The sequence below is a fragment of the Sandarakinorhabdus glacialis genome (assembly GCF_014643455.1).
Taxonomy (GTDB): domain Bacteria; phylum Pseudomonadota; class Alphaproteobacteria; order Sphingomonadales; family Sphingomonadaceae; genus Sandarakinorhabdus; species Sandarakinorhabdus glacialis.
Map to the genome: position 1 here is coordinate 1 of NZ_BMJM01000015.1, position 18832 is coordinate 18832.

The following is an 18832-nucleotide window of genomic DNA, read 5'->3' on the forward strand; positions in this document are numbered from 1 at the left end:
ACCAGATCAATCAACTCAGGTTTCGTAAGCCCCTCAAGATCCTCGCGATTCATGGAAAGGATGAATCACGGACAGCCCGGTTTGGCAAGGGGGTGAGTAATTACGCTACCGGGAGCCACTTTAGTCTCGACAACTTTGTCGGCGATGCAGTTGGCGGCGTTCCTGAGCCTGCGACATGGGGCATGATGATTGTCGGTTTTGGTCTCGTCGGCGCCGCCGCCCGTCGTCGCAAGGCGCTCGCTGTTACCGCCTGACGCCGCGAATCCTTTTCGGAGAATTGCGCCGCCGTGACCAAAACCTCGGCGGCGTTTTCGCACATTGCTCATAGTGCTGGCCACGCCGCCGCCGCCACGCCTCGACGCCTCGACCGAACGCTTGGTCAGGCCTCGATCACGCGCGAAGTCCACCGCTCCGCACTTACGTCCGCCAGTGCCAGAAAGACAGCCGGCGTACGTTCCAGCCGAGCAATCGTTCTTGCGCCTTCGAGGGCGGCCACCAAGGCAGCCGCAGTAGCGGCCGCACGCGCCGTGTCGAACCCGCAGCCCCTGAAGTGCGCTGCGATCATCTCGGTTGAATCGACGAACCCGCGCGCTACTCGTGCGGTCAGCTCGGCATCGAGCGCGGGCAGCTCATTTGCCAGGTTCTGCATGAGGCATCCGTACTGGAAGTCGGATGCGACCATCTCTGCCGCGAAGGTGTCGAAGAGCCGGCGAACGAAGATCAGGGCGTCACCGGTCGTATCTGCTGAAATTGCCGCCTGCACGGCCATTCTGGCGGCAACATACTGGTCGATCGCTTCTTCGGCGAGCTGCGCCTTGCCGCGCGGGAAATGAAAGTAGAACGACCCCTTGGGCGCGCCACTTTCGGCAAGGATCTGGGTCAGTCCGGTCGCCGTATAACCCTGGCCGCGAAACAATCGCGTGGCGGTGGCAATGGCTCGGTCGCGGGCGTCTGTCTTGCGCATGTTGCTTCACTAACACGTCCCGCTTGACATGCCTATGGCGGTCGCCCTACTATGGTGATCGCCATATAAGGGGATGAGACGATGCCGGGCTTTTCGATTGCGCCATCGCCATCCCGGCGCTCAGTCCTGACGATAGGGGCGGCCGGCTTGCTTGCTGCCTCGTCCCGTCCGGCGCTTGCCAGTGCGAAGGACAGGCCTGCCTCGGCCGTATCGCCCTATGGCATCGGCACGCTGCCGGCGGAGGTTCGCTCGCGCATGATCCGCGGGATAAATGGCCTCGACGTCCACATTCTCGAAGCCGGGTTCCAACGCTCCGGTCGGCCACTTGCGCTGCTGCTGCATGGGTTTCCGGATCTGGCCTATGGCTGGCGTCACGTGATGCCCATTCTGGCCGACGCCGGCTATCATGTCGTGGCGCCCGACCAGCGGGGTTTCGGTCGCACGACCGGCTGGGTGGACGACTATGATGCTCCGCTCGAGCCTTTTGGTCTGCTGAACATGACGCGCGACGCGCTCGCCCTGGTGTCGGCCCTTGGGTATCGGCGGACGGCGATGCTGGTCGGGCATGACTTCGGCTCACCTGTCGCGGCCTATTGTGCGGTGGCCCGGCCTGATGTCTTTCCCTCCGTGGTGTTGATGAGTGCGCCGTTTCCTGGCGTCCCGTCATTTTCGTTCGATACTGCCAAGACCGGCGCATCTTCGGTCCAGCCGAACACCGATGGTCACAAGCTGGCCGCGGCGCTGGCGGCGCTCAGTCCGGCCAGGATGATCTACCAGCAGTATCTGAGTCTGCCGGAGGCAAACCATGAGCTGTCCCACCCACCTCAAGGCCTGCACAGGTTTTTGCGGACATTCTTCCACGTCGAGAGTGCAGACTGGTCGGGCAACAGGCCACATCCCCTGCAAGCGCCGACTGCCGAGGCGTTCGCGCAATTGCCAAACTACTACATCATGGAACGCGGCAAAACGCTGCCAGAGAACGTCGCCCCGTTCGAACCGTCAGCTGCGGACGTCATGGGTTGCCGATGGCTCACCGAATCCGAACTTGCTGTTTATACTTAGGAATATGGTCGCACCGGATTTCAGGGCGGGCTGCAGACCTACCGCGTGCATAGCGATCCTGGCCTGAATGCCGGGTTGCGACTGTTTTCGGGCCGGACGATCGACGTCCCGTCGCTGTTCATTGGCGGCAAGAGCGATTGGGCGACCTATGTGTCACCGGGAGCGCTCGATTTGATGAGGACGATAGCGACAACGCGACTGCGCGATATCAAACTCATCGACGGCGCCGGCCCCTGGATCCAACAGGAGCAGCCGGCTCGGCTGGCCGAGTTGCTCCTGGCCTTCGCCAAACAGGTGGGTTCCCGTTAAACCAGTGAGCGAGAAGCACAGGGAAGGCCGGCGGTTCGAGACTTTCTCGAACTCGAAGCAAGGTCCTGAAGGCGCTCTACGATACCAGGCGCCGTCCTGCCCCCTGCAGCCTTGCCAACACCTGCGGGTCATTGATCCGCCGGTACCGCGCTTCGACCAGGCTGAACACTCCGAAGAGTCCCAGCCCCGCCGCCACCAGCAGCCGCGGCCACCCCGTCAGCCAGTCCAGCGCCTCGTCGATGCCGCCCGCCTGCGCTGCGCTCGCCGCCTGGGCCGCACGCCAGAAGAACAGCGCCATGATCGCGAAGACCACGCCGCGCGCCGCATAGCCACCGCGCCCGACCCATTTCACCCACGCCTGCCCTGCTGCCTGCGCGTCAAGATGCTTGAGAAAGCCGCCTTTCACCGCCTTCAAGAGATTGACCACCGCCGTTGCCAGCAATGCCGCCGCGGCGACCATCAGCAATCCCTCGCCGCCCGGCAGGCTCAGCGCCGTTGCGGCGCCGCCCTCGGCACCGCCGCTTTCGGCCGGCCGCCCCGCCGCCAGCTTCGCCGCATAGACGCCCAGCCCCAAGTGGATGAGCCCGCTCACCGCGCCGCCTGCGCGCACGGCCAATCCCTTGGCATTGCTGCCATGGCCTTCGCTGTCGATCGCGGCCTCGGCCAGCCGCCACACGCCATAGGCGAGGAACCCCAGCGCCATCACTGCGAGCACCGCCCGACCGACGTCCGAATCGAGCAATTTCAGCGCGCCCGCGCCATCCTCGGTTCGCCCGGACCTGAGCGCCAGAAACGCGACCAGCAAGTACATGAGGCCACGGGCGGCGAACCCGGCCCGTGTTGCAGTCTCCATCCGGCTGGCACCATTCATGTGTCATCTCCCTTGCCTCCGGATGAACGTCACGCCCCCGGCAATGTTCCGGGTTCGGGTTTCCCGGTGATTTGACGCCGGACAAGCGGGTCGCGCAATGACCTCATGGATCTGTTGAGGGTTGCCGCGAAAGCGTGCGTATTGACGGTTGATTTGGGAGGAACCACGATGGACGACCTTGACCGGGCACTGGCGCAATTGCGGACCATGTCCGTGCCGGCGCGCACTTCGACCATGGAAGGCGATGTGATGATGGGCATCGATGCGGAACGCCGCGCCGCGGCCGTGACGTCGGCCCCGGCGCTTGGTCTTGCCGCCATGTTGGCGCTCGGGATCGGGATCGGAGGGGCAATGCTGCCCGCAGGCGTCACGCCGGCAGGGACGGCAGCAGGTTTTCTGGGGGATGCGAGCCTTGCGCCATCGACGTTGCTGGCAAATTCGGGATGAGCAATTTCGGACGCTTCGTCGTGGTTGCGCTCGTTGCATTCGTCGCGGCGCTCGGCGGCGTCGTCATCGGGCGCGCGCTGGTCACGCAATTGTCGCCGCCTGAGACCGAATTGCATGCCCTGCTGCACGACAAGTTGAACCTGACGGCGGTCCAGCGGCAGCGCATCGAACTGCTGGAACAGCAATTCGCATCGCGCAAGCGCACGCTCGAACAGGCAATGCGTGCCGACAACGTCAGCCTTGCGGCCGCGATCACGGCGGAGCATGGCTATGGCCCGGGCGTCGCCGCGGCCGTCGATCGCTCGCACATGGTCATGGGGACGCTGCAGAAGGAGACGCTCGAGCATGTTTTCAGGATGCGCGAAGTGCTCACGCCCGATCAGGCGCGCAAGTTCGATGCCGCAGCAGTCAGGGCTTTGACAGCGCCGGCCGAATGACCCGGCGTTGAGCCCGGGGCTCGGCGAAATTGCGGACAGCGAGCTGGCGCGCCTGGCGATTGGCGGGCACCAGCAATCTTATGGCGAGTTGCTGCGACGCTATCGCGATCCAGTCTATCGGCTCGTCCGCAGCCATGTCGGCGATAGCGATGAAGCGCTCGACGTCGTCCAGGAAACCTTTGTCGCCGCCTTTGCCGCCATCGGTCGTTATGACGGCAGCCGGTCGTTCCGCCATTGGATCAATCGCATCGCGCTCAACAAGTGCCGGGATTGGGGCCGCCGCCGCAAGGTCCGCCAGTTCTTCGGTTTTGCCCTGCCACTGTCGGCGGCCGACAAGGTCGCTGCCGACGCGGCATCGGGTGAGACGGCAATCGACGACACGCGCGCCCTGCGCCGCACGGTCCAGGCTCTGGCCCAGCTGCCGGTGGGGCTGAAGGAGCCGTTGATCCTGACCGCCGTCGATGGCCTGTCGCAGGCGGAAGCCGCGGCCGTGCTCGGCATCAGTGAAAAGGCAGTCGAGGTGCGCATCTACCGGGCGCGCAATGCGCTGGCGACTTCGCTCGCCGCTCAGGGTGCGACAAAGTCGCAGGCTTGAACCATGAGGGCCAGACGCGCGGCTCGCGTATTGCCAGAGACGCCGCCATGGCATCAAGGACGATGATGACGCCGTTGACCGACCGCCGTAATTTTCTGCGCACTGCATCGATGTTCGGAGGGGCCCTGGCGATTCCGGCGATGCCGGCGATGCCGGCTTGGGCGCGCAGCGGCACGCACGGGCTCGGTTCCGCCATCGACGTGCTGACGGGCAACGACATCAAGTTGAGTATCGGCCATGCGCCGTTGCGCGTCGGGGGCCGGACGAGCCATGCGATCGCCGTCAACGGCACGGTGCCGGGGCCGTTGATCCGGCTCAAGGAAGGTCAGGATGTCCGGATCTCGGTTACCAACACGCTCGCCGAGGACAGCTCGATCCATTGGCACGGGCTGTTGTTGCCGTTCCAGTATGACGGCGTGCCGGGCGTCAGCTTTCCGGGGATCAAGCCTGGCGAGACCTTTGTCTATGAGTTCCCGATCCGCCAGTCCGGCACCTATTGGTATCACAGTCATTCGGGGCTGCAGGAGGCGATGGGGCATTTCGGCTCCATGGTCATCGATCCGGCCGGCATCGATCGCGTCGGTTTCGACCGCGAGCATGTGCTGGTGCTCAGCGACTGGAGTGCGATGCACCCGCACGCGATCCTGAAGAAGCTCAAGCAAAACGGCGGCAACTTCAACTTCCAGAAGCAGACGCTTGGCGGCCTGCTCACCGGCAAGGACCAGTCGGCCGCCGAGCGGCGGATGTGGGGCAAGATGCGCATGGACCCGACCGACATTTCGGACGTCACGGGCGCGATCTACACCTATCTCGTCAATGGTCATGGTCCAGATGAGAACTGGACCGGGTTGTTTGCGCCGGGTGAACGGGTGCGGCTGCGCATCGTCAACGCCGCCGCGATGACCAATTTCAACGTCCGCCTGCCCGGCCTGGCGATGACCATTGTCGCCGCCGACGGCAATCTGGTGCGGCCTGTCGAAACCGACGAGTTCCAGATCGGCGTCGCCGAGACCTATGACGTCATCGTCCGCCCGGCGGAGGACCGTGCCTATGGCTTCATCGCCGAATCCATCGACCGGTCGGGGATGGTCCGCGCCACGCTGGCGCCGCGGCTGGGAATGGTTGCGCCGGTTCCGGAGCGGCGGCCACGCCCGCTGCTGACGATGAAGGACATGGGGATGGAGATGGCGGGCCACGACATGGCCGGCATGAGCCACGATATGGGGTCGATGAAGATGCCCGATCCGTCGGTGGCGCCGCAGGTCAGGATGGGCCCCGGTGTCGCGACCCTTGCGGCAATGCCGATGGATCGCACAGCCGAACGACCGACCGGTCTCGAAGACGTGCCGCACCGGGTGCTGACCTATAGCCAGTTGCGCTCGCTCGACCCCAACCCCGACCCGCGCAACCCTTCGCGCGAGATCGACATTCACCTGACGGCCAACATGGAGCGCTACATGTGGTCGTTCGACGGCGTGAAGTTCAGCGAAGGCGCGGAGCCGCTGGCGTTTCGCCACAACGAGCGGGTGCGGGTCAATCTGATCAACGACACGATGATGCCGCATCCGATCCACCTCCACGGCCACTTTTTTGAGGTGGTGATGGGGGAAAAGGGGCATCGCCCGGTCAAGCACACGGTGAACGTGCTGCCCGGGGGCAAGGTGGCGTTCGACCTGACCGCCGATGCGCTCGGCGACTGGGCCTTTCATTGTCACATGATGCTCCACATGCACGCCGGGATGTTTCGGGTGGTTACGGTGCGTGCGGACGAGGACGCGGCGTGAAGCGCCTGGCGATTGCGATCGCCGCGATTGGGTTCGCGGCGCCGATCAATGCGCAGCAGCCGGCCGCCGCCGACCCGCACGCCGGCCACGACATGGGTGCGAAGCCGGCACCGGAAACGCCCGTTGCCGACCCCCACGCCGGCCATGATATGGGTGCGAAGCCCGCGGCTGGCCCGGCCGGCGAGGAGGTCGGCACGGCACCGGCGCCCGCGCCGCCGATTGATCATGCCGCCGATGCGGTCTGGGGCGCCGCGGCACTGACAGCATCGCGCGCCAGTCTGCGCCGCGAACATGGCGGTTTTCAGGGTTCGATGATCCTGTTCAATCTTGCTGAATATCAGGCGCGAAGCGGGACCGACGGTTATCGCTGGGAAGGCGAAGGTTGGTTCGGCGGTGACATTCATCGCTTCGTCCTCAAATCCGAAGGCGAGGGCGACGTTCGCGGCTCGGTCGAGAATGCCGAGGTCCAGGCGCTGTACTCGCGTGCCATTGACCCCTGGTGGAACCTGCAGGCCGGCGTTCGCTACGATATCCGTCCCGATCCGCAACGCGCCTTTGCCGTGCTGGGCATCGAGGGACTTGCGCCCTATTGGTTCAAGGCCGGCGGCGCGCTGTTCCTGTCGACCAAAGGTGAATTGCTTGGACGTATCGAGGGATTTTACGACCAGCGCATTACGCAACGCCTGGTGCTCCAGCCTCGCGCCGAAATCGACGTCGCGGCGCAGGACATCCCCGAGATCGGTGTCGGTGCCGGTTTGAGCAGTGTCGAGGTCGGGCTGCGGCTGCGCTATGAAATCGAACGCGAATTTGCACCTTATATCGGCATCGAGTGGGCGAGCGACATTGGGGATACGGCACGGTACGCACGCGCGGTGGGCAAGGAGCCAAGCAGCTTCAGCCTTGTCGCCGGCATTCGCTTCTGGTTCTGACCGGATCGAACGGCACCGCTTTCGTTGTCGCTGGTCGGCAATCAGGATGCCAGTCTAGACAGGTGCGGTGCCGGCGGGTTCGGAAACGCTTGCGCATAGTTCGGCAAGCGACTGGAAAGCCGCCGGCTCACCGATATCCGACGCGCCGTCTTCATCGCCGCGCCGGACACCAAGCAGCACCATGATGCCTGGGAATTGTTGCTGCATTCGCTGGGTGATCGGCTGGATGCGTGTCGTGGCGCGCTGGTCGAACAGTCCAAGAAGACACAGGATCCTGGTCGATCCCAATTCCAGCGTCGACGTATCGCGGCCCGGCAGGCGATCACGCGACTGTTCGGAAACACTGTGTCCGGCATCGCGAAGCAATTGCACAACCATCTTGCTCACCACCACGTCGAGCGGTCCGCGTCCTGGCATGCAGACGATATCGGTGCAGTTGGTCGTGTCATCGAGAGCCGGCAGATACGCCGAAACGGTTTCACGATCTTCAAGCGATGCGAGAACCTCCAGCGTTGCTTCGCAGACCGCGTGCAACGCCGACCGTTCGACCGCCCCGCGGTCGACATCGGCTGCTGCCATGCGAAGAGCGCCAAGCACGACATCATCATAATAAGTCGCAAGCGTCGTGGTCTGGAGCAAGACATTGGCGTGATCAACCGCCTCGTCCGGGTGATTGGCGAGTACGCGCTGGTAAAAAGTCTCGGCAGGCGAAAGCGCCGGTCGATTGCCAAGAAGAATATCGAATACCGCAAAGGCGGGAATGTGGTGACCGAGTACGACCAGTGTCAGTGTCAGGGGCATCGAGAGTACCAGTCCCACCGGGCCCCAGATCCACGTCCAGAACAGCGCTGCAACGACCACCGAAACGGGCGAGAGCCCGGTCGAATGGCCGTACAGGAGCGGCTCGACGACATAACCAGTGAACGGTTCGAGTATCAGGAACAGCAGCGCGACATAGATGACCAGGTCCCAGCCCGGATCGACGGCGGCAGCGAGTGCGAGCGGACCGATTGCCGCGATGATGCTGCCGACATAGGGCACGAAGCGCAAAAGGCCTGCCAGGATGCCCCATAAGCCGGGTGCTGGCACGTCGAGCATGTACAGCCCGCCCCAGACGATGGCCCCGAAGGCACTGTTGATGGCAAATTGTGACAGGAAATACCGGCTGAGACGCTTGGCACCGTCATCGAGCGCGACGGTCGTGCGGTGCAGGTCGGTGGTGCCCATGAGGCGGATCATGCGGTCGCGCAAATCCTCCTTTTGCAGCAGGATGAAAATGGTCACGATCAGCACGATCAGGGTCGTCTCGAGTGGTGCAAGGGCCGGAAGCACGAACGTCTTCAGCTCTTCGGTTGCGGTCAGTGGCGGGGCCTGAATCTCTACCGGCAAAGCGCCGCTGGCAGTCGGCGGCGGCAGGCCATTGCGGCGACTGCGTGACGTCGTGGCTCGTTTGGCGGCGCTTTCGTTGAGCAGAAAGTCGAAGCGCCGGGTCAGTTCGGATCGAACATCCTGGACTTTGTCGCCGACGCGCTGGACGTACACTGGAGCGTCCTTGCCCAGCGTTGCCGCTTGGCCGACAACGACGGCCGTCACCGCACCGAAGCTGGCAAGCGCGAGCAGGACAGCACATAAGACCGCAAGGCCCCGCGGCAGGCCGATACGCCGGAAAAGTCCTGCGACCGGTGCAAGCAGGAACGATACCAGCCCGGCCAGGATGATCGGGATGAGGACGGACTTGCCGAAATACAGCGCTGTCGTGGCAAGTGCGGCAATCAGCCAGGGCACCAGCGCATCGAGCCCCGACGGTGCTCCTCGCCGACGACCGACAGGACGAACCGCCGCCGATCTTGTCATGTCCAGCTTGCCGCCGACTATGTTTGGCACACGACCCCCCGTTCGATACCAAGGCGTAACGCGCGAGCGGCGCGATAGTGGCGTGTGGCTGGCTGTGGGATCAACCTGGGTGGGCGCCGATGTGCCTGGTTTTCAAGCGCTCGACTTCAGGCGTGTCTCCGGTGCGCCAGATCTTGCCATTGAAAGCGAAAACGGCTTCGGCACGGTCGCCGAAGCTGGCACCGTTCCACGCGATGACCTGGAGCGAAATGCGGTCCCGGCGCTCGACGTGCAGCCAGTTGAAACTTTGCGGCTCGTCGTTGCGCAGCCGCGTCGATGTTGCCGTACCGGCCTGGATGACAAGCGCCGTCCCGACGTTCTCGGCCATGTCGCTTGCAGACCTTGCATAAGTACGGTGGAAGTGGCCGGCCAGGGCGATATGCACGCCGGCCTTGCACGCGCCGGCCACGGCATCCTCGTGACGCCCGACGGCTTCCGAGAGTTCGGCCCCCGTTCCGATCGGCATGGCGAAAAGCGGATGGTGAGTGACGAGGATGCGGGTTTTCTGGTCGGACACGGCGCCGAACCGCTCCTGCATCAGGTCGATCTGCCGATGATTGATCCGGCCGTCCTTGATGGTCAGCGAACGCGCGGTGTTGATGCCCAGCACGGCGACGTCGTCATCCTCGAACCAGGGGGTGAGGTCGTTGGTGATGAAGCGCTTGTAGCGATCGAGCGGCGCTGCGAACCGGCGAACGACGTCGTATAATGGTACGTCGTGATTGCCCGGGATGGCCAGGACCTTGAGGCCGGCCGACTGCAGACGGTTGATGTAGGCCGAAGCTTCGCGAAACTGGGAAATGCGGGCGCGCTGCGTGAAATCACCGCTGATGATCACGAGATCCGGCCGGCGTTTCTGGAGCCATGCCTCGGTAGCGGCAACGATCTTCGCGTCGTTCGCGCCGAAATGGAGGTCGGAGAGATGGGCAATTCGTGTCATTGCGCTTCCAGCATCCTCGACGTTTGGACGCCGCGAGAACAGGCATGCCCCGCCCGAATAAGCGGGGCATGCAGGTGTCCGGACGCTGATATCGTTCCAACCAATGTCCGAGAAGCGCACGCTACATCGTCGAAGTGCGCGCGTGCGAAGCCGAGTGACCGCCGTTCCTGTAGAGAACGTCCTGGGCAAGCTGGCGATCGATGCCAGTGTCGTTCACTGTCACCAGGACGCCGCCGCTCTTGAGCCGGTCGCCGTAATAGGCCGAATCGTCATCGCTGACGCCGTGCTTCTTCAGCGCTTCGTTGAATGTGCCGGCAGCGGCGCCGACGACTGCACCGAGCGCCATGGCTTCGGGGACAGCCGATGCGGCGATCGCGCCAAGAGCCGCGAGCGGACCGACACCGGGGATGGCAAGCGCGGCGATGCCGAGGCCGGCGCCGAGAGCGCCGCCGCCGAGGATGCCGCGGAGCAGGTTCGAATGCTCTTCATCGGTGATCTCGCCGCCGCCTTCGCGCGTCGTCATCGTCCCCTTGGACTGTGCGATGAGCGACAGGGCGCCATTGTCGACGCCCATTTCACGAAGCTCTGCAACGGCCCGTTCCGCCTCGGCATTGCTGTCGAATACGGCAGAGATGACGCCGGCGCTGCGGGACGCCTGTTCGGAGCCGTTGCCAACCGCCGCCGAGACGCCGCCCGTACCGCCGGTCAAGGCATTGGCGGCACGATCGAGCGGACCGCGATTGGGATCGTCATGCCCGCCAAGGGCCTTGGCGGCACGGTCGAGCGGACCGCGATTGGGATCATCATGCCCGCCAAGGGCATTGGCGGCACGGTCGAGCGGACCGCGATTGGGATCGTCATGCCCGCCAAGGGCATTCGCGGCACGGTCGAGCGGACCACGATTGGGATCGTCGAAACCGAACGCGCTCTTGTCGTTATCGCTCATGTGAATCTCCTGACGTGGCTATTCCGCCTCGTCTCAACTCGCCTGCACGACATAGGTTCATCACGATGGACCCTCGACGATTGCTTCTTTTTCACGGAAATAAGTGCGCAACCATAATGACATGGAGCTGGCGCGGCTAATTGTCGGAACGAAAACACGAAACTGGAGCGCTGCCCCGAGAAGACTGCGCATGGCCTTCACAGCGGATCCTGCGTCGACCGGTCCAGGATGGTTTCGGGCGGGATCAGCGAGAGCGGAAGTCGCCGTGCCGAAGCGGCATGAAGCTAGCAGATAATGTCGGTAAGCGCCTCGATGGGTCGGTCACCACTGGCGCCGATAACTTCATGCAGCCGATCGGTCGGTGCGCCGGCAAGTCGATCCAGCCGCGCCAGTTCGCCGAAGTCGAGATCGACCGTCGTTTGGATGGCCGAGATCAGGCGCTGGCGCAGCCTGAACTCACCCGCGTCGATCGCTTCCTCGGGCAGGCGGGCGATCAGGTCGGATTGTTCGAGAACGAAGCCGACCGCGCCGGCCTCGGCCTCGCCGTCGTCGTGCCAGACGACGATCTTGAAAAAGGCGCGGGGGACCAGGATGTCCTTCAAAGGCTTGTCGTTGCCAGCGAAGATCGGGCCGTTGAAGATCGTCAGCCGGGTCCGCTGCTGCTGTCCTTGCGCGGCGATGAAGTCTTCGAGATCGCCCCAGAGTTTCAGATGCTGGTGCGTGAAGGCGTCGGATTGATTGAAGAATTTATGCTGGGGAGCAGCGTTGGTGTAATGGAAAGTGTCGGCGTTCGCGGCGACGGCTTCCGTCAATGTCGCGCCCCACGCAGCGTCGGCGCGCCTGGTCAGATGGCCCTTGTCGTAGTCGTTCTTTAAATAATAGTCGTTGCCGACCTGCATCGCTGCCGGGATGCGGCCGTCGCGTGCCCATTTGTCACTGTTCGACCGCGGCGCAGTGATCGCTGCAAAGTCGACGTTCGCCGCCGACAGATAGGCCAGCCGCCGCCTGGCGTTCATGATGACCGAGTAGCGCGCATAGCGAAGTTCGCAAGGGTTGCCCGTCAGCGGCGGCAGCGTCAGCGGCAGCGGGGTGCCAAATACCGGGCGCGGCTTGATCACCGGCAGCGGCACTGCCACGCCGAGGAAGTCGGGCCGATAGCCATCCCGGCCGGCAAAGCTCGCCGCCGGTGTCATGGGCTCGGTCGCTTCCGGGCTGCGCTCGACCGGTGCCGGGGTTCCGATGCCCCGGCCGTTGCCGAAGGCGATCGTGACCCGCAGCGGTATCTCGAAGCTCATATTTTCCGCGGCCAGCACGATGCCGGTTGCTTGAGCATCAGCTTCTGGCGGGGCTTCCCCGACCAGGCTCGACTCATTCGATCCCGCGGGGTGCGCAGCGGCGGGCGCGATCGTCGCTGCGGCATTGGCGGAGCCCGGGCCGGCACCGGCGAGGACCAGCGCCAGCAAGGTGCGAGCCTCGCCCTGCAGCTGGAGCGAAGTGAAGGCAGTGACGAGGCTGGAAACGCGTATCCCTTCGTTGCCGACCCACGCGATCGATTCGAGCGGTTCGGCCGTCCGGTCCCACACCCCGCCGGCCTTGTTGAGAAAGCGGCCCTCCGCGTCGGTCTGCGGAACGCCCATGTGGTGGAGCGCTACCACCTCCCATTGGTCGTTGAACACCGGTGACCCCGACGAGCCGTGTTCGGTGTCGGCCTCGTAGTGGATGAACGGCGTCATTGCCGCCGCCGCCGTTTCGGTGGCACTCGTCCTGAGGTCGAGGATCCGGTTGTCGCGCAGGACGACTTCCTTGCGGCGGCCGAGCGGGTGCTGGACGATGTTGAGGAAATCCTCGGGCAGGGTGGTGATCTTGCCGAAGCCGCCGTCGAGCGGATTCCAGCCATAGTCGGCAATCGGCTTGCCGCGATCCGACACCGCGGCCACGGCGACCAAGGTATAGTCCAAGTCCTTGTCGGTGACGAAGATGCGATCGGGTTCGAGCTGGTAAAGCTGCGGTAGCAATCCCGGCCCGAAGTCGTTGACATAGTCCATCTGGATCGAACAGCCGTCGGCCCGGTCGGGGCGGGGCAGGACATGGTTGTTGGTCAGCAGGATGCCGGGCGCAACGAGGAAGCCGCTGCCGAGCGCGCGCGGCCCGCCACCGCTCCGAAAGACGACGCAGCCGACGGTGCGAGCCGCCACGACGCCGCGCTCGAGGAACTCGATCGACAGGAAATTCTGGACGCCGATCAGCGCTTCCTCGACGATCATGCGCTGGTCGATGACCGATTTGCTGGTCAGGTCCTGGGGTGTCACCGGCGGCGCGGCGGGCGATGCCGGTGGATCACCCATCGCGGTTGGCGCCAGGGTTTCGGCCGCCATCGTTGGCGACAGGCCGGCCCGGCGCGCGCCCGCCGCCAGCCGGTTGATCCGGGCGGCAACGCGGTCGGGCGAGTCGGCGTCGAGGTAACGGCCCTCGCCCAGCGCGCGCGCCCGATCTTCGCGGACCCCGGCGCGCGCCTGCCACCGCTCGGCGGCACCGATAGCGACATCGAGCGCCGCCTGCTTCACGTCGAGATCCTGGGCCATGTCATTCGTCGCCATCGCGCGATCCTCGATATGTTTCAGACTGCCCAGCCGACTAGGACGTCGGCGATCGCGGCCCCGATCGGCTGGCCGGTGACGTGCTCGACGAACAGCCATTGCCCGGCCGGGTTGATCTCGAGAAATACATAGTCGCCGCCGGGCGTCAGGCGCAGATCGATCGCACCATAGACCAGCCCGAGCGCCGCCATGAGCGCCAGCAAGGCGCGTTCGATCGGCGCCGGCAGGTCATGGGCGGCGATCGCGACATCGCCCATTGAGACGCGAAAATCATATTCATAGGCGCCGGCACTGGCGGTGATGGACGCGGCAAAGACTTGGCTACCGACGATGGTCACGCGGAGGTCGCAGGTGCCGGCGATAAATTCCTGAAATATGACCGGGGCATAGCGCACCGCATCGAGCCCGACCGCCTCGTCGGCGTTCAGCACGCGGGTCTCGCGCCACAATTGCTCGGTCGCGGAGAAGGCCTTGTAGATGACCCGGCCGGGCTCGGCGGCGATGAAGGCGCGGGCGGCGTCGGGGTCGTTGGTCATGCAGGTCCGTGGGATCCGCAGGCCCGTCTGCCGCGCCAGTTTCAACTGCCAGGCCTTGCGCGCGGCACGGTCGTCGGCATCGGGATCGTTGATCCAGCGGGCGTCCAGCAGCGACCAGAGGCCGCTGACGGCTGCGTGGGTCTCGGCGACGGCGAACCCCTGGTCGGCGGGCCCGCCCAGTTCGGCGTGCACCGCGAAAGGCTGCGGTCGCCGCCACCAGACGGCGCGGATCGCAGCCATGTCGAGCGTGCGCCCGTCGAACTGCGCCGCGCCGCGCCAGTCGTGCAGCGGATCGTGCGCGATCGTCAGCCGGGTTTCGCGCGGCAATCGCCCGGTGTCGAACAGCACGGCGTCCGCGCCCCGCCGCGCGAGGTGACCGAGCACCTCGATCGCGTGGATGTCGTGGGTGTGACTGATGACGAGGATGGGACTGGGCAACGCCGTCAGCCCGGTTGGCCGCCGGTGTTGCCGGCAACCTGCTCATATTCGGCAAGGAGTTGCTGGTAGTCGGCATCGAGCGATTCCAGCGCCTGCTGGTACTGGACGATGGTTTCGGCGAGCTGCGCCAGTGCGGCTTCGTATTCCGCCAGTTGCGGCGTCGCCGTCGCCTCGCCGGTCCAGGCCATGCTGTGGTGCGGCGTCGACAGGACAAACGGCCGCTGGAGATTGCCGAGCTGCGGATTGACCAGCGGACCGCGGGGGTCGGGGACGAGCGGACCATCGGAACCGAAGCGCTTGATGATGTCGGTCGCCGGATTCTTGTCCAGCACCGGACTTTTGATGTCGTCGCGGAACTTGAGGGTGCCACCCCGGTCGAGGATCGAGATCGTCGCGATCTGATCGTTGGCACGCAGCGTTACGACGTCGCGTGCGAGGCTGGTGCCGATGACGTCGTCGTTGCCCTTAAGGGTGGCGGCGACGTCCTGTGCCAATGCCGTCGTCGTCCCGCCCGGGCGTGTCAGTGTCCGCAGCGTCGGCGATGCCGCGATCAGCGCGCTGATCCGCTGGCCGAAATTGAAGTTGGCATCGGCCGGGCTTTGCGGTCCGCAACCGCCATTGGTGTGCACCCCGACCAGCCGGCCGTCGCTGGCGCGCAGCACGCCCGACCCCGAATTGCCACCTTGGGTGTCGATGTCGTCGTAGCGGATCTGGCTGCCAGATGGGGCGAGCGCCGGCCCGGCCTCGACTCGCTTGGGTACGCCGGCGGGGTGGCCCATGATGCAGACCATGTCGCCGACGGCGGCGTCGGTGGTCGAGATCGCCGATTGTCCCCAAGTCGCGCCGGGGTTGCCGCCGAGCCGGAGCACGGCGAAATCGAGTCCTCCGAGACGATATTCGACAAGCGCCACGATCGGAAAGACCGAGACCGGCCGCATATTGCCCGACGGATCGACCTGGAAGTTGAAATTGACGTGCATGTTCTGGGCGATCTGCTCGCTCGAGATGATGTTTGCGGTGCCGTTGACGCGCGGCCGCTCCCAATTGCCGCCGGTCTGGTCGAAGCAGTGCCCGGCTGTCAGGAGCAGGTCGTTCGAGATCAAGGTTCCCGAACACCAGCGCGCATCCGAAACATTGCCGGGGTTGGTGAAGATCGCCCCGAGATTGGCATTCCACTGGATTTGCCCGACCGCGCGCTGGTGGTCGGCGACAAATTGCTGGGTGACGCCAAGGCCGCCGTTATATTGCTCGACCGGCTGCGAATCATCGACCGCGCCGCAGATCGATTCGAGGATGATGGCATATTCGTCGCGCAGGTCCGGCGCGTCGCTGAGGGCGCCTTCGGCCCGGACAGCGCGTTCGGCGTTACGGGCTCGCAGCGCATCGAGCACCTTGGGCATGATCGGAAACAGCGGATCGCTGGGTCGATCGGCGACACCGCGACCATCGCCCGGTACTTGGACACCTTCCAGCTCGATCTTGTCGCACATGGTCCGTCTCCCCAAACGCTCCTGTGCGAAAATTATAGGCGTATTCTAGGCAATCTATAGGATCGAAACGACAGTTCGACCGAGGGATGCGGACTAGCGATGCGCAGGTAACGCGTCGAATATCGCGGGTCGTTGCCAGGCGGCAACAGCCGCCTGGCTGCAGGCATTAGCTGCGCAGGGTGATCCAGGTCGGGGCGTGGTCGCTGGCTTTTTCCTCGCCGCGGACAGCCTTGTCGACGCCGGCATCGACGAGACGGTCGGCAGCGAGGGGCGACAGCAGCAGGTGATCGATGCGAAAGCCGTGGTCCTGATGCCAGGCCCCCGCCTGATAGTCCCAGAAGGTCCAGATGCGGCCGTTCGGGTGGATGCTGCGGACGGCGTCGGTCCAGCCCGCCCACAGGAGCCGGCGATACGCGGCGCGGCTTTCGGGCTGCATGAGGGCGTCGCCGGCGAGGGCGATAGGCGACCAGATGTCGTCGTCATGGGGCACGACATTATAGTCGCCGGCAAGGATGACCGGCTGGGCTCTGTCCAACAGGGTCGCAGCATGGACAGCGAGGCGATCGAACCAGGCGAGTTTGTAGTCAAACTTGGGGCCGGGCTGCGGGTTGCCATTGGGCAAATAGATGCTGGCAACGCGGACACCGGCGACTTCGGCCTCGAGATAGCGCGAATGGTCGTCGAGATCGTCGCCGGGCAGGCCGCGCTGGGTTTCGGTCGCCGGTTCGCGGCTGAGGATCGCGACGCCGTTGAAGCCTTTCTGGCCATGGACGAGGCAATGATAGCCGGCGGCGTTCAGGGTTTCGACCGGGAAGTTTTCGGTCTGGATCTTGATTTCCTGCAGGCAGGCGATGTCGGGCTTGTATTCCGCCAGCCATTCGAGAAGGCGCGGCAGCCGGGCGTTGGTGCCGTTGATGTTGTAGGTGGCGATGCGCATCGGCGTGGTTTGCCGGAAGATGGCGCCGGCGGGAAGAGGCGGCGCCTATTTAGTCAGTCAGACCGAGAAGCTGGAGCCGCAACCGCAGCCCGAGGCGGCGTTGGGATTGCGAACCTCGAACGCGGCAGCGCCAATCTTTTCGACGTAATCGACTTCGGCGCCGGCGACGAAGGGCAATGTGTCAGGATCGATCAACATGGTGACGCCATCGGTTTCGACGGCGAGGTCGTCGGGGGCTGCATCGGCTTCAAGGCCGAACTTGTACTGGAAGCCGGCACAGCCGCCGCCATCGACGGCAAGGCGGAGCTTGAGGCCGGGCTTGCCCTGGCGCGCGGCAATCACCGCGACGCGGGCGGCGGCAGCGGGCATCAGGCGGGGGGCGATATCCATGGGTGCAATGTAGGGTGCGGGGAGCGGGGACGCAACGGTGCGTCCGGGGACACCCGCACGACGCCTAGCGGAGCGAACGGATCGGCGTCATGCGCGGCGCATTCGCCGAAGCAGTGACAACGTCGTCTTCGAGGATGGGGCCGAAATCCTGCGGCGTGTTGCGGCCGGCATCGCCCTGAGCTGCGAGCATGAACGACGAAGCATCGAGGAACGGGCGCGGGTTGACGGCCTGGCCATCGACGCGGACTTCGAAATGGAGGTGGGTGCCGGTCGAGCGGCCGGTCGAGCCCATGTGGCCGATGACCTGGCCCTGCTTGACGCGATCGCCGGCGGTGACGGTAATCTTCGACAAATGGCCGTAGCGGGTGTCGATGCCCTTGCCGTGCGACAGCTCGACGAGGTTGCCATAGCCGTTGTTGCGGCCGGCCTGGAGGACGACGCCGTCGGCGGAGGCGTAGATCGGTTCGCCCATGGCGCCGGCCATGTCGACGCCGGCGTGCATGGCGCCGCGACCGTTGAACGGATCGTAGCGAGCGCCATAGCCCGAGGTGTAGCGATAGTCCTTGACCGGCATGAATGCCGGGATCGACGAGACTGCGGCCTGAAGCGTGTCGAGCTTCTTCCAGCTGAGCAGCAGGTCCTTGAAGCGGGGTTCGGCATCCATGGTGACGGGGATGAAGGGACCGCCGACGCCGATGCTGTTCCCGTTCCAGTCGCTCGACTTGACGAAGCGCGACGGATCGAGGCCGAGGCGGCGGATAAGAGCCTGGGTATCGCGCAACTTGGCTTCGGCTGCACCGGTGGCCTTGTCGACAAAAGCGAGCTGCTGGCTTTCGAGCTTGTTGAACGGCTCGTTGAGCTCGGCGCTGGCGATCGCGACGGGGGCGACCAGCTTGGCCTTGGCGCCGCGCTTTACCTTGGCGACGACGGGAGCGACGAGGCTGTTGAGCATGGCGTACTCGCTGCCGCTCGATTTGCGCGGCAACATGCGAGCGAGCTTTGCCATGTCGGGTTTGTCGGAGAGCAGCGCGGCGAGGAAGGCCTGGCGCGACTCGAGTGCCTGGGCGCGGGCGGCGACATCGCCTTTCAGCGCGGCGGTTTCGGAACGCATCGCCTGCAGCTGGTTCTGCATGCGGGCCAGTTCGGCCTGCTTGGCGGCAAGGGCGACGTCGGTCTGGTTGCCTGAGAGCATCGACGAGGTGGCGATGCCGAGCCAGCCTGCGACGATTACTGCGGATCCGATAGCCATGACTTGCGCTTGTGTCCC

At 64.9% G+C, this 18832-nt stretch carries 19 protein-coding genes; 8 read left to right on the forward strand and 11 right to left on the reverse strand.

The window, feature by feature from the left end; translation table 11 throughout:
• Window positions 1-254 (forward strand): PEPxxWA-CTERM sorting domain-containing protein (locus IEW98_RS14735; RefSeq protein ID WP_188764074.1); only part of this gene is annotated, 254 nt, incomplete at its 5' end.
• 125 nt (window positions 255-379) lie between these two features.
• Here the strand turns inward: IEW98_RS14735 and IEW98_RS14740 are convergent.
• The gene (locus IEW98_RS14740; protein ID WP_188764075.1) at window positions 380-964 is read right to left on the reverse strand and encodes a TetR/AcrR family transcriptional regulator; all 585 of its coding nucleotides are present in this window, start codon (window positions 962-964) and stop codon (window positions 380-382) included.
• Between the two features lie 81 nt (window positions 965-1045).
• On the opposite strand from IEW98_RS14740, the gene IEW98_RS14745 reads away from it, so the two are divergent.
• The gene (locus IEW98_RS14745) at window positions 1046-2026 is read left to right on the forward strand and encodes an alpha/beta fold hydrolase (RefSeq protein WP_207792589.1); all 981 of its coding nucleotides are present in this window, start codon (window positions 1046-1048) and stop codon (window positions 2024-2026) included.
• A gap of 45 nt (window positions 2027-2071) precedes the next feature.
• Window positions 2072-2335 carry an alpha/beta fold hydrolase gene (locus IEW98_RS16215; protein ID WP_207792590.1) on the forward strand — a complete coding sequence of 88 codons (264 nt, stop codon included), beginning with the start codon at window positions 2072-2074 and terminating at the stop codon, window positions 2333-2335.
• A 76-nt stretch (window positions 2336-2411) separates the two neighbouring features.
• On the opposite strand, the gene IEW98_RS14750 is transcribed toward IEW98_RS16215, so the two are convergent.
• Window positions 2412-3206, reverse strand: a complete 795-nt coding sequence (locus tag IEW98_RS14750) for a DUF1206 domain-containing protein (protein ID WP_188764077.1) — start codon at window positions 3204-3206, stop codon at window positions 2412-2414.
• Window positions 3207-3374: 168 nt separating this feature from the next.
• Here IEW98_RS14750 and IEW98_RS14755 point away from each other — a divergent pair, with 168 nt between their 5' ends.
• From IEW98_RS14755 to IEW98_RS14775, 5 genes are all read left to right on the forward strand, one after another.
• Window positions 3375-3653, forward strand: a complete 279-nt coding sequence (locus tag IEW98_RS14755; RefSeq protein WP_188764080.1) for a hypothetical protein — start codon at window positions 3375-3377, stop codon at window positions 3651-3653.
• Entirely contained in the window at window positions 3650-4090 is a 441-nt protein-coding gene (locus IEW98_RS14760; protein ID WP_188764083.1) for a Spy/CpxP family protein refolding chaperone, read from the forward strand. The genes IEW98_RS14755 and IEW98_RS14760 overlap by 4 nt, the downstream gene beginning before the upstream one ends.
• A gap of 7 nt (window positions 4091-4097) precedes the next feature.
• Window positions 4098-4685, forward strand: a complete 588-nt coding sequence (locus tag IEW98_RS14765) for an RNA polymerase sigma factor (protein WP_188764085.1) — start codon at window positions 4098-4100, stop codon at window positions 4683-4685.
• Window positions 4686-4750: 65 nt separating this feature from the next.
• The gene (locus IEW98_RS14770) at window positions 4751-6469 is read left to right on the forward strand and encodes a copper resistance system multicopper oxidase (protein WP_188764156.1); all 1719 of its coding nucleotides are present in this window, start codon (window positions 4751-4753) and stop codon (window positions 6467-6469) included.
• Window positions 6466-7398 (forward strand): copper resistance protein B, encoded by a 933-nt coding sequence (locus tag IEW98_RS14775; protein WP_243450804.1) that lies wholly within the window; start codon window positions 6466-6468, stop codon window positions 7396-7398. The genes IEW98_RS14770 and IEW98_RS14775 overlap by 4 nt, the downstream gene beginning before the upstream one ends.
• A gap of 54 nt (window positions 7399-7452) precedes the next feature.
• Here the strand turns inward: IEW98_RS14775 and IEW98_RS14780 are convergent, their stop codons facing one another.
• The 9 genes from IEW98_RS14780 to IEW98_RS14820 all read right to left on the reverse strand — a co-directional run bounded on the left by IEW98_RS14780 (window position 7453) and on the right by IEW98_RS14820 (window position 18814).
• Window positions 7453-9282: an AI-2E family transporter gene (locus tag IEW98_RS14780; protein ID WP_188764087.1), complete on the reverse strand. Its 1830-nt coding sequence runs from the start codon at window positions 9280-9282 to the stop codon at window positions 7453-7455.
• 70 nt (window positions 9283-9352) lie between these two features.
• Window positions 9353-10231 (reverse strand): metallophosphoesterase family protein, encoded by an 879-nt coding sequence (locus IEW98_RS14785; protein WP_188764159.1) that lies wholly within the window; start codon window positions 10229-10231, stop codon window positions 9353-9355.
• 121 nt (window positions 10232-10352) lie between these two features.
• Window positions 10353-11177, reverse strand: coding sequence for a hypothetical protein (locus IEW98_RS14790; RefSeq protein ID WP_188764089.1), 825 nt, complete (start codon window positions 11175-11177; stop codon window positions 10353-10355).
• 284 nt (window positions 11178-11461) lie between these two features.
• On the reverse strand, window positions 11462-13774 hold the full coding sequence (locus IEW98_RS14795; RefSeq protein WP_188764091.1) for a DNA/RNA non-specific endonuclease: 2313 nt from the start codon (window positions 13772-13774) through the stop codon (window positions 11462-11464).
• A gap of 20 nt (window positions 13775-13794) precedes the next feature.
• Window positions 13795-14748, reverse strand: a complete 954-nt coding sequence (locus IEW98_RS14800) for an MvdC/MvdD family ATP grasp protein (protein WP_188764093.1) — start codon at window positions 14746-14748, stop codon at window positions 13795-13797.
• A 5-nt stretch (window positions 14749-14753) separates the two neighbouring features.
• Window positions 14754-16238, reverse strand: a complete 1485-nt coding sequence (locus IEW98_RS14805; RefSeq protein WP_188764096.1) for a trypsin-like serine peptidase — start codon at window positions 16236-16238, stop codon at window positions 14754-14756.
• A 166-nt stretch (window positions 16239-16404) separates the two neighbouring features.
• The gene (gene xth / locus IEW98_RS14810; RefSeq protein ID WP_188764098.1) at window positions 16405-17175 is read right to left on the reverse strand and encodes an exodeoxyribonuclease III; all 771 of its coding nucleotides are present in this window, start codon (window positions 17173-17175) and stop codon (window positions 16405-16407) included.
• 57 nt (window positions 17176-17232) lie between these two features.
• The gene (locus IEW98_RS14815; RefSeq protein ID WP_188764100.1) at window positions 17233-17565 is read right to left on the reverse strand and encodes a HesB/IscA family protein; all 333 of its coding nucleotides are present in this window, start codon (window positions 17563-17565) and stop codon (window positions 17233-17235) included.
• Window positions 17566-17629: 64 nt separating this feature from the next.
• A complete protein-coding gene (locus IEW98_RS14820; RefSeq protein WP_188764102.1) occupies window positions 17630-18814 on the reverse strand; it encodes a M23 family metallopeptidase in 1185 nt (394 codons plus the stop codon).
• Window positions 18815-18832 lie beyond the last annotated feature (18 nt).